This is a genomic window from Oceanobacillus polygoni, from assembly GCF_008304605.1.
In the GTDB taxonomy this organism is placed as follows: Bacteria; Bacillota; Bacilli; order Bacillales; family Amphibacillaceae; genus Oceanobacillus; species Oceanobacillus polygoni.
On the sequence record NZ_PIJY01000027.1, the window covers coordinates 39704 to 51907 of the forward strand.

General features: G+C 39.3%; 10 protein-coding genes. 1 reads left to right on the plus strand and 9 read right to left on the minus strand.

Annotated features, from left to right (window positions below; translation table 11 throughout):
• Positions 1 to 125 precede the first annotated feature (125 nt).
• The 9 genes from F1560_RS14525 to F1560_RS14565 form a co-directional block, all read right to left on the minus strand.
• Positions 126 to 1331 (minus strand): substrate-binding domain-containing protein, encoded by a 1206-nt coding sequence (locus tag F1560_RS14525; protein ID WP_149475373.1) that lies wholly within the window; start codon positions 1329 to 1331, stop codon positions 126 to 128.
• A gap of 89 nt (positions 1332 to 1420) precedes the next feature.
• Entirely contained in the window at positions 1421 to 2428 is a 1008-nt protein-coding gene (locus F1560_RS14530; protein WP_149475374.1) for a 3-oxoacyl-ACP synthase, read from the minus strand.
• A gap of 5 nt (positions 2429 to 2433) precedes the next feature.
• Positions 2434 to 2838: a MaoC family dehydratase gene (locus F1560_RS14535; RefSeq protein ID WP_149475375.1), complete on the minus strand. Its 405-nt coding sequence runs from the start codon at positions 2836 to 2838 to the stop codon at positions 2434 to 2436.
• A gap of 28 nt (positions 2839 to 2866) precedes the next feature.
• On the minus strand, positions 2867 to 4369 hold the full coding sequence (locus tag F1560_RS14540) for an AMP-binding protein (protein ID WP_149475376.1): 1503 nt from the start codon (positions 4367 to 4369) through the stop codon (positions 2867 to 2869).
• Positions 4370 to 4374: 5 nt separating this feature from the next.
• Entirely contained in the window at positions 4375 to 4974 is a 600-nt protein-coding gene (locus tag F1560_RS14545) for a TetR/AcrR family transcriptional regulator (protein WP_149475377.1), read from the minus strand.
• Positions 4975 to 5166: 192 nt separating this feature from the next.
• Entirely contained in the window at positions 5167 to 8415 is a 3249-nt protein-coding gene (locus F1560_RS14550) for an AfsR/SARP family transcriptional regulator (protein ID WP_149475378.1), read from the minus strand.
• 132 nt (positions 8416 to 8547) lie between these two features.
• Positions 8548 to 9183: a DUF2179 domain-containing protein gene (locus tag F1560_RS14555; RefSeq protein ID WP_149475379.1), complete on the minus strand. Its 636-nt coding sequence runs from the start codon at positions 9181 to 9183 to the stop codon at positions 8548 to 8550.
• 298 nt (positions 9184 to 9481) lie between these two features.
• Positions 9482 to 10741 (minus strand): Nramp family divalent metal transporter, encoded by a 1260-nt coding sequence (locus F1560_RS14560; protein ID WP_245347873.1) that lies wholly within the window; start codon positions 10739 to 10741, stop codon positions 9482 to 9484.
• A gap of 292 nt (positions 10742 to 11033) precedes the next feature.
• Positions 11034 to 11573, minus strand: coding sequence for an MOSC domain-containing protein (locus F1560_RS14565; protein WP_149475380.1), 540 nt, complete (start codon positions 11571 to 11573; stop codon positions 11034 to 11036).
• Between the two features lie 78 nt (positions 11574 to 11651).
• Between F1560_RS14565 and msrA the strand changes: the two genes are divergently transcribed.
• The gene (gene msrA / locus F1560_RS14570) at positions 11652 to 12173 is read left to right on the plus strand and encodes a peptide-methionine (S)-S-oxide reductase MsrA (protein ID WP_149475381.1); all 522 of its coding nucleotides are present in this window, start codon (positions 11652 to 11654) and stop codon (positions 12171 to 12173) included.
• The last annotated feature ends 31 nt before the right edge of the window (positions 12174 to 12204 follow it).

The window sequence follows — 12204 nt, forward strand, 5'->3', positions numbered from 1 at the left end:
TCCCTTACTGCATGATGTAGAACAAATCCCTTCCAATTTCTTAAGGGGAGTGGAAAGGATTTGTTCTTTTTCTCTATCTAATGCACGAGTCATTTTTTCTAATGATCAATCTATTTTCTAATCTACTATTCATTCATAATTGGTGGTGCTGTTTCTTCAGGTGTAAGAACTTGCTTTAAAACTGGAACAGGATAATCAAATTCGTCACTTTCTTCCAATGTCACGGAATACATTTCCTGTAAAGCTTGATGATCTTCTGGACGGAATGTCATCGTTCCTTTTGGTGTTTCAAAGCTCATTCCTTCCATTGTTTCAATTAATGTTTCGCTATTCATGTCACCATCCGTTTGTTTAAGCGCTTCCACAATTGCAAGCGCTGAACTCATCCCACCCGCTGTAAATAAATCTGGTACAGCACCATCATATTGTTTCTGATGCTCTTCCACTAACCAGTCATTAACTTCATTATCTGGTAGTGTATGGTAATACAGTGTAAATCCTTCCATCCCAACTAATGGCTTCATGGATGGCAATGTTGCGTTATCCGCAACACCTGTCGTTACTTTTATTCCTTGTTCCGCAACACGCATGTCTACAATTTGATTCCATGGCGTATTCGCTCCTGACCAAACAACAAACAGATAATCTGGATCCGCTTCAATGATTTTTTGGATATTTGCTGTGAAATCAGTTGCTGCTTGATCGGCATATTCCTCATGAACAAGTTCTGCACCTAATCCTTCTGCAGCTTCGATAAATGCTTTTGCTCCATCATGCCCAAAGGAATAATCTGGTGCAAGGGTTGCTATTTTTACTCCTTCCCCTGCGACTGCCGCTGCGGCAGCGATTGCATCCTGTGAGGAATTTCTTGCCGTACGGAATACATAATCATTATATTCCGAGCCTGTAATACTATCTGCGGCAGCTGGCTCAACAACCATGATTTTCTCGTATTCCTCCGCTAATGGTGTGACAGCTAGTGTATCTCCTGAGCTTGATGATCCAACAAGAAAGTCCACCTCATCATCTTCAAGTAGCTTCAATGCTTTTTGACGTGCGGTCGTCGGGTCTGTCTCTGTATCTTCAAAAATATACTCGATCTTCTTGCCTGCAACTTCCATCGTTCCATCTGTAGCATATTCTATTCCTAATTTGAAACCCCTTTCTGTCATGGCTCCATAGGTTTCTAATGCTCCAGTTGCTGAAATGAGTACACCAATTTTGATAGTATCGCCTGTCTCACTGGAAGCTTCATCACTACTACCACAAGCTGCTAAAATACTAATGACCAACACCGCTATCAATAAACTACCAAAGCGCCTAACCTTCATTAAACTTGCCCCCTTTAATGGAATCGTTTTTCTTACAACCATCATAAAGATTTTAAGTTACAAGGAAGTTACAGTATGGGAATTCCCTCTCACGATGCAGGTCCACCCCAACGAATTGCAGTAGCAGCCCACGTATAGCCTGTTCCCGCAGAAACGATAACAGCGATATCTCCATTCTTTAATAATCCGTTTCGTTGCGCTAAATGAAGCCCATAGCATGGATCAAGTGCAGACATATGTCCGTTCTGTGTTAGGTAAACCGCTTGTTCCTCTTTCAAGCCAACTGATTCAAGCATCTCACGGAACATTGATTTCTTTGTGTGCAGTGGCAAGAGCACTTTCAAGTCCTCAAGTTTTGCTCCACTCCTTTCTACAGCTTGTTTGATGACACGTGTAAAGTTCGGTATCGATACTGGGTCTAGTCTCTCTTTCATCCTTATTGGGTCGGGTACATCAAGATAATGTAGCTTTTTCTCTACGACCTCCGTACTGACTGGATGCACCGACCCTCCTCCTGGAACAAGTACATCACCACTAAAAGAACCATCCGTGATGATTGATGAAGCAAGAATTTCACTCGTTGTCGCATTTCTCGATACTAAGGCAGCAGCCCCACCATCAGCAAAATTAAACATAAATCGTGATCGTGGATTATCGTAATCAATTGTCATCGATTCCTTTGATCCACCAATGAGTAAAATATGATTAATCGTTTCATCAGAACGAATCATATCTTTTGCAACTTTGACTGCGATTGGAAAACAGGAGCTTACATTCATCATTTCAAAGGAATATGCATTACTCGTTCCTAGCTCATATTGTGCTTTCGAGGATGCTGTCCAAATCGGATAATCCTTGAAAGGACTCCCAAAATAGATGACAACATCTATAGCTTTTGGATCCATGTCCTTTAGAATTTTCTTACCCGCAGCAATTGCCAAATCCGATGCGTGCAAATGATCTGGAGCAATTCGCTTTTCATAGAGGCCAAATTTCCCAACAATAACCTGCTCTGGTATCCCCGTTTTCCCTGCCAAATCAACTGCAGTTTCTTTCAACGCTGGTTCATAAATACTGGTTGCTTGTATGCCAATCATCGATTTCACTCCTTTTTTGGTAATTTCATAACTCCTTCGCCATCCAATACGATTTCTCCATGCTGATTCATACAGGTCGTTGCTAGGGTTAGTAGCCTTTTTTCATCCTCTACCTTGATGACCTCTGCTCGGGCCGTAATCGTATCGCCAATGTAGACTGGCTTTTTAAAGTTTGAAGTTTGTGATACATAGACAGATCCGGGACCAGGCAAATGCATTCCTAATAATCTAGATAGGAAGCTTGCGGTGAGAAGCCCATGACTAATTCGCTCTCCAAAAAATGTCTCCTTTGCATACTCCCTATCTACGTGTATTGGATTATAATCTCCGCTTAGGCCTGCAAAAATAGTAAAATCAGTTTCTGTCACTGTCCTTGAAAACGCTGCTACATCTCCAACAATAAAATTCATGTTATCACCTCTTTATCCTTATTCTTTCTTAGTAATTTGATGTTGGTAAATGAATTAACTGACTAAGTTTTCTCTTATCTATTTTTCCTGTAGCATTTTTCGGCAGCTCTTCGATAATCCGAATATCTTTTGGTACTTTATAGGTTGCTAGTTTCTCTCTACAGTGTGCAATTATTTCCGTTTTACGTATTGTTTTTCCTTCTTTTAACGAGATAAATGCAATCGGTACCTCTCCCCACTTTTCATCTGCGATCGCAATTACTGCACATTCATGGATTGCTTGAAGCTCATTGATTGTTTGTTCCACCTGCAATGGATAAATATTTTCCCCGCCGGATATGATCATATCTTTTTTTCTTCCGGCTACATAGATAAAACCTTCCTCATCCTGTCGCATTAGATCACCTGAATAAAACCACCCATTACGTATTGCTTCTTCTGTTTTGTCAGGTAGCCCCCAATATTCCTTCATCACGTTGGGACCCTTAATGATTAGTTCGCCGACTTCACCAGTCTCAACTGGATGACCTGTATCATCTACAAGGGCAATATCACAAAACATTACCGGTTTTCCGATGGACCCTACCTTTCGCTTGTAGTCCTCCTTGGATAGCATCAAAATCGTTGGGGCAGTTTCCGTCATTCCCATCCCTTGTCCAAAAGGAAGATCACGGTCAATGAAAGAATGAATCAACTCTTTCGAACAAGGTGCACCACCACTATAGAACCACCTCACTGATGAGAAATCGGCTGTTTCAAATAATGGGTGCTTACGAAGTGCGTCATGAATCGTCGGGACCCCCATAACGATCGTTACGCCATAGGTTTCAATTGAACGAATTGCCTGCTCGGGATTGAATTTTCCAGGTATAACGATAGTTCCGCCTGTAAGTAATGTCGGAAATGCAAATAATCCAATTCCACCGATATGGAACAATGGAAGCAGCACATTAACAATATCGGTTGATGTAATATCAATCGCATATTGATTATTGACCGCATTCCAAAACATATTCGCTTGCGTTAATACAGCCCCCTTCGGTCTACCTGTCGTTCCCGAGGTATAGCAAATAATAAACGGATCCATGCTCGGGTCTACTTCAACGGCTACTACTGGCTCCTCAATACCTATATTTCCAGCATCAAACGAGTAAGCGTTTTCATAATTGAACAAGTTTTTTATCTCCTGAAGTAATATCTCTGTCTCTGCTTCAAAAAGAATCATTTTCGTTCCACTATCTGTTAATTGAAACGCTAGCTCTGATGCACGTAAACGAATATTTAATGGTACTGCAATTAGTCCAAGCTGCGCAATCGCGAAATAGGAGATGATATATTCCTCCCGGTTCTGCGAAAGTATTGCGACCCGATCGCCTTTTTCTAGTTGGTACTTGTTTTGCAATAATACGGCCATCGAATTGATTTTGTTGGAAAGTGCCTTGTAGGTATATTGATTGTGTTCACTTATTAGTGCGGTACGATTCGGCGTAATTAATCCTCGTTTATGGATCCAATAAGCAATCGACTCCATTTGATTTACCCCCTGCCACGAATTCCGTGAAAGATTATTTCCATCGCTTCATCAAATACATCCTCTGGTACGAGCTTATCCTCCCAAAGCACCCAGCGCATTCCAATAAATTGTCCAATTCCCATTAAACAATAGGCTACTGTTTCTGGATTTAGCGGTTTACAATCTCCAGTATCAATCGCTGTTTCGATGGAGCTGACAAATCCAGCAGCAATTTTCTCGTAATACCAGCGATAAAGTTCGTTATCCACTAATACGGATTGCTGTACAATGCTATATAAATTACGATGGTTCATTACCCACTTAAAAAATGCGAAGTATCCCGCACGTTGTTTTTCCTCAAATGTGGTTTCTTCTTCCATTGCTTGTTTAATCGCATAACGAAAATCCGAACTTAGTTGGTAAATTAACTCATCAAAAATTGCCTTTTTCGTCGGAAAATAATTGTAAAACGTTCCTTGTGCTACCCCAGTCCGTACTGTAATCTCAGCAATCGATGCCTCAAAGTATCCCTTTTCTCCAAAGATCTGCTCTGCGGTTGCTAATATTTTCTGCCTCGTTTTCATTCCTTTTTTAGTTAATTGTGTTTCTTTCATTTCTGACATATGAATCACCCCTCATTTTTAGATTATAAATAATTATCTAAAAATTTTCAAGTATTTTTTAATTTTTTTCCCAAAGTAGGAAAATGAATGTTTTTTTGTAAACTAACTACAAATAGAAAAGCCTTTGAAGAGAGTTGGAAAGAAAAAATGCATCCAACGAATCTGGATGCATGTTATTTTTCTACCGAGGACTTAATACTCCAATTCCTCTGAATCCATAATGAGTTCATACATTTCATTTGTTTGCTGCATCGGCTCGACACCTAATTCTACTTCTAGCACTTCACAGCATTTCTCATACCATCGAATCGCTTGTGGACGATTATTAGTTTGGTAATAGCAATACATCATCAAACGGTATGCTTCCTCCCACGTGGGGTCTAGATTCAAGATTTTTTCACAGCACTCTATACACCGATGGAAATCTAGTAATCGGATGGCATGCTGGGCTAGTCTTTCTGCGCCACGTAAAAACAACTGTCGTAAACGTTCTCTTTCAGCATTACACCAGCTGATAAAACGAAGATCTGCTAAATAATCACCTTGATATAATGTTAATCCTTTTTCTAATAATGCTGTTGCGTGCTTTGGATTACTTTCTTCCAGACCCTTTACGACTTGTGCTTCAAATAGAATCGTATCTAATTCATACACTGAATTGGGATTAATTCCGTAAGAACTACCTTCTCGAATAATAAAGAAGGATTCCTCTCTTGCCTTCCGATGTGGTTCTAATACCTTTAATAGAGCATTGAGCGCTACTTTAAAATTTTTATTTGCTGTTTTTTCATCCTGGTCTGGCCATAGATATTGAAAAATCTCTTCCCTTTGTAATTTTACGTTGCGATTGGTTATAAAAAGTTCAAACAATTCCTTAGCCTTCCCACGCTGCCAATCATGTGGCTCGATTTGCTTTGTACCTAGCCATAGCTTGAATTGCCCTAACGTGTGAATCACTAATGTGTATCCAGGATGATTTTTAACGGTTCCATCGAGTCCAAGATCAGACAGTATGCGCGTAACAAATACGGTCTCGATATCCAACTGCTTCGCTTTCAATAGCATCGGTGCTATGTTTTGCATATCGAGTGGACCAAAGGTCGTCCTTCTTTTCAGGAAAAAGTCATATGCTTCAGCTTGGACCACTTTCAGAAACGCTATCATTTCCTCCTTAAATACATCCACCTCTCCCTTTTCAAATGCGATGTACGCTGACCAAAAGGAGGTAACCATCAAGCCATATCGATCCCCACAAGCATTCATATCTGCTCTGATTTGTTCAATCGTTTGGATTGCTTGCTCGTAATTCATTCGATACACTTCTGTTATCGCAATACCCAGCTTAATTAATGCACTTAACCAGCGATCATTTACCTTCTCTGTTTCCAGTAATCCTAGATTTGCATTGTCCATTGCGAAGGTGTAAGCTTGCTGCTTCCCATAGAGTATAGCAAGCCCCATATATGGCTCTGCCTTGCCTCGAGATACGTTGATCTTCTCCATTATATCAAGAGCAGTTTGATAGCATTGAATTGCTAATTCATGATCATATTGATTGATTAATTGAACCGCATGTCCCAATCGCATCCAGCCACATGCTTCAACAAAAGGTGATTGAATCGCTAATCCTAATTGAATGCTATCTGTTGCTAACTGTTTACTTGCTTTGGCATTGCCCATAAAAGCTTCGATAATCGATAAAATTAAGTTGGTTTCTCGATGAGATTGTGGCAAATGCTCCTTCTCACTTCCTGCATTTTGCTGTTTACGTGCAATTAAAATCTCCTTTGCTTGCGCAAGCCTTCCTGTCCTCAAATATATTCTCGCTTGTAAATTACTTTCTTCTAATGGCAGGTTTAAACGCTTTGCACGATCATACCAAGCCTCTGCCTTTACCGCTTGACCGGCATTCAATAAATTCTCAGCCATTAATACATATAGTTGTGCCATTTCTTCCTTTGGTGCGGTTGCTTTTTCCCGCAATTGAATGGCCTGGTTCACAAAGCGCTCTGCCTGGTCCGGCTGAATCGTGTCCAAATATATACGTGCCTTTCCCTCTAACGCAAGACTCCTCATATAGTTATGTGCTTCATCCTCTTTTTCTATTGCATCAATCATCGCATTATAGCTCTGTTCTGCTTGGTTATATAATGATCTGTACCGTTCAATTTCTCCTTGATAAAAATAAAGCACCGGAAAATGTTGTTTATAGCTAGCTGAGAGGTCCACTAATAGATCATATAAAGCTTGCAGTCTGCCAGATTGAAGCATTGCTAGTCCATGCTCGTTTAATATTGAAGCAATAGCTTGTGATTCATCTATCTTCTGATAATGATACAGCGCAGATTCTAAGTCCCCTGCTTGCTTATAATAGTTCGCTGCTCGTTTATGTAGGTGTCTGAATTCGCTTTCATGTTTTCGCATAAATAAATTCTCTAAAAATGACTGAAACAATGCATGATAACGATAAACGTTTCCTTCCCCTTCTTCAATGAACAGATTTTGTTCGACAAGTCCGACTAAAATTTCTTCCGACCCTTGAATCTCAAGCACCCGATCACAAATAGCAGGAGATAAAACATGTAGTATACTAGATTGCATGAGAAACTGCTGTGTAATTAATGACTGTTTGGATAATACCTCTGAAGCCAAATAAGCAAATAAATCCTTTAACGATTTCTTATGATTTTGTAAAATCGCTGTAATAGAAGTATTCTCGGCGATTTGTTGAGCTAACATGTTGAATGCGATTGCCCATCCTTCTGTAATACGATAAATTTTCGCTATCTCATCCTCTGAAACATCAACCTGGTATATTTCCTCTAGAATATAAGACATTTCAGCAGGTGAAAGCACGAAATCAAATTGTGTTAGCTCTAGTAATTCCCCTTGTCCTCTTAATTTCGGAAGAACATCCCAACGCGGCTTTTTTCTACTTGATACAAGCAGATGTAAATTCGACGGTATATATTCGATTACGTACAAAAGCCATTTTTCAATTTCACTCGAATTCATCACAAGGTGGAAATCATCTAAAATTATAATAACTTCTTCATTAAGCTCCAACACTTCATTAATAAAGAAAGTTGCTAGTGAATAAATTTCTTCCACGGTCATATAGTTATCTAGCCGCGTTAGTTCCTTTTCGATTGAATCACCAAACCTCGGGTGACCTTTCCGAATAGACCCGATGAGCTTTGTTAGAAACGGAAAGAGATCGTCATCATTTGGTGAAATGGAATACCAACAGACAGCTGTATTTCTATTTTTAGCAAAAAGAGATAATGCTGTGCTTTTACCATATCCAGCGCCAGCGTACAATAATGTTAACGGGTACTCCGGTATATGCATGAGCTTCTTATTCAAATGACTGCGCTGGACAAATCGATCACGTATTGGTGGCGGTGAAAGCTGACTATGAATGATTGGTATATTTCTCATTTTTCAAACCTCCTTCCCGAATTATTTTTATTTTCTATTATTTTATCATACCATTCTTTTCCTATAAATTGATTTGTATTTTATGAATCTATAGCGTCTAACCATTCATATAAATAATGAGTAGACATATGTCTACTCATTTCTTTCCTTTTCTTGATTTACGGAATTGGAATCTTCATCCCGTTCTATTTGCTTTTTCGCCGCTTCACCAGCAGCTTTTTTCTTCGGATTCATCAGTTTTCCTTTGCGAACCTGCTTGACCCAGAATCCTCCATGTATTCGTTTAGGTTCATAGGATATGATAAATGCTTTCGGATCTATTTCCTGGATCAATTCGTATAGCCTTAACTCATATTTTCTCGGGGTGAGAATTGATATCGATAACCGATCCCCGTCCATCCCGTACGATGACCAGCTTGTGACTCCATATCCTTTTTCTCTAATTCTCCTTGTAAATTTAAGGTCAGGGTTGGTGGAAACAACATTGACGGTTATGTAACCAAGTGCCAGCTTTTCTTCAATAATGGAGCCAATAATTAATCCCGTACCAAACCCAAGTGCATAAGCAAGCAAGTTTTGGATTTCATTTAAATTATCTAGTACAAGTCCCAAACCAACAATATATACGGTTATCTCAAATACACTGACAAAAGCAGCAATATATTTACGTCCTTTAAGTGTCAAAATCATTCGGATAGTCATTAATGATACATAGACAACATTAACAGCAAAAATAATTGCAAGCATGATTAATGCATTACTAAGCAATAGGATTCCTCCTTAGATATCTTTCTTTTTAGAGGTTGTTCAAAAGTCCAGTAAAAATGACATATCGATTTTTTTATTTTTTGAACATGCACTTTTAGAATACCTCATTTTAAACTTAATTTGTACCATTGCACGAAATATTTTTATGAGGAGGCCTTTTCCATATAGGGGGGTAAAATTCCTTCCCTTCCAGACATACCTAATTGGTGTCCCGCGCGAAAAGCAAAGACACCAATCATGGAATCCATTCCCTTTTTTATCATCCAAGGTAGCAGAACTGGCGTACCTCAGTCTACTATCATGCTAAAAGTTGTTGAATGGCGGTAACAAGACTATACGTACCGAGGACCAAACAGATTAGGACAACAAACCAACCAATCACATTTACCTTTATGGAGTTGCTATATCTGCCAAGTGTTTTTTTATTGTTCATAATAATCATTAACAAGATCGCAATACCAGGTAAGAGGATGCCATTTAGCGCTTGAGCAAAAAGAAGTACATCCATCGGTTGGAAATTAAAGGTAAAGGTAATGATTCCAATGAGGATAACAGAAGCGAAGACTGCTTTAAAACGCCAATTCTTCATCCCATTTTCCCACTTTAGCATACCACTAACCGTAATCGCTGCTCCCAGAGCTGATGCAGTAGCAGAAGAAAACCCTGCTGAAAAGATACCAATGGCAAGAAAAGCCTCTGCATAGCTTCCTAAAAGCGGCTCTAATTGTACCGCTAAATCGACAACACTTCCAACTTCGAGTCCTCTCATTAATGTACCGGATGTAATTAAAATAGCTGCTGTGATTAAGCCTCCAACACCAATCGATAGATAAATATCCCAACGAGACTTTTTCAAATGCTCAGGCTTATTCCATCTTTCCTGCACAGATGTCGAGTGGATAAATAAGTTATACGGTACAACCGTCGTTCCGATTAAAGCAATAACGGTAATAATGGATCCCAGCGGAATAGTCGGCACAAACATTCCAGTAAGGATTCCTCCAATATCCGGCTTTGCTACAAACATGGTTGTAATAAAAATAACACTCATGAGAACGACAAATACAATCATTAATTTTTCAATTAATTTATAGCTTCCAGTTAATCCTAGGATTAGGATAATAACACCAACGATGGGACCAATCATATTAACCGACCCACCTGTTAATGCGGCTATTCCCAATGATGTTCCATTCAAATCACCACTCATATACGCTGCGCAACCTATCGAAATGGCTATGATTACAAACCAAATCACACTATATTTAATAATAGGATTTGCAAATTGATCTCTTATCGCCTCTGCCAAACCTTTTTGTGCGATAATTCCCAGTCGAGCTGACATTTCCTGCAAAACCATTGTAGCAATGATCGAAAATACAACTGCCCAAACAAGCGCGTAACCGAATGATGCACCAGCCTGTGTTGCAGTTGTTACTGTCCCTGGCCCAACAAATGATGCAGCAATTATAGCCCCTGGACCAACACTCTTTAGTTTGTCTATAATTGTATTCTTCCTACCTTCTGACCCTTCATTTTCTTGCTGGGATAAACCCAATTAACTCACCTCAGTTTATTCTTTTTTAATCCCTATGTTCCGAATTGCTTGTATATGTATGACAATCTGTTAACAAGCTGGATTGCTACATATTTTTTCTACTACCCTTCTTAAATAGTAGTAAAACAAGATTTTAAGAGAACGATAGTGAATAAAGCTAGATCAAAAGGCGTTTACTTGGGGAAAACGGAAGGCTCGGTACTGGCTTAAAAGCTTACTCCTTACATTACAAAAGGAATGGCTACTTCTAGGAACCATTCCTTGATTCATTCCTATTTATTTGTAAGATAACCTAAAAACCTCGTAATCTCTTTCGCAATGTGCGTCTCCAAACATCACCTAAGGCTTCACAGGCATACAAATCATCCGCAGCGCGAAAGTCATCCTTACGCAAGTATACGACTTCTGTACATGCGGCAATAGACCATTGTGGATACGGACGCTCAAGCAATTCGAAATCCGTTTCTCCTTGAATCAACCCATCCTGTATTACCCGAAAATACCAACCTGTTTGTAACCCACCTTGAAGATGCTCTCTTGACACAGGACCTGGCTGCGAAACTTGAATAATGGCATCACCAATTTTAAATGTATCTCCAATAAATACTGTAAATTCATCCATTTCAAGTACAGCAAAATTTTCACCGCTCGTTCCCATATCTTGCAAGTCTGTATAATGCTTAATTGGGTAAGCAAAGATCGCTTTATCTAGATTGCTTTGCTTCGCTTCTTGACTCTCCGTATCACTCAAAAATCCTGTTTGCCTTAATAGAAAGGAATTACTGAACTCTTTATGTTCTGAAAATATCTTATGTACGTGAGGTTCTTCCATTATGTCACCTGCTTAATCTATGATATAGTATATTCTACTAGATTTTCGTTCTAATTATAATACAGGGAGGAATCTTGAATGGCAATTAAAAAAGCGACATTTGCTGGGGGCTGCTTTTGGTGTATGGTAAAACCGTTCGATCAGTGGGACGGTGTACATAGTGTTATTTCCGGCTATATTGGTGGACATGTAGAAAACCCAACCTATGAACAAGTTAAATCAGGTACGACAGGACATTATGAAGCAGTGGAAATCACGTATGATCCTGAAAAAATTTCCTACGAAACAATCGTCGATTTATTTTGGAAGCAAATTGACCCGACAGATGCTGGTGGACAGTTTGATGATCGTGGAGATCAATATCGTACAGCAATTTTTTATCACGATGAAAAGCAGAAAGAATTAGCTGAGACTGCTAAACAGGAATTAGCAGCTAGTGGGAAATTTTCAAAACCGATTGCAACAGAGATTCTTCCAGCGAGCCCTTTTTTTCATGCGGAAGATTATCATCAAGATTTCTATAAGACGCATAAAGCGGAATATGAAGAGGACCGTGCACAATCTGGTAGAGATGAATTTATTAATGCTGTTTGGAATTAATTGCAAGCGTAAGAGCTGTCTTAAAGAGGTT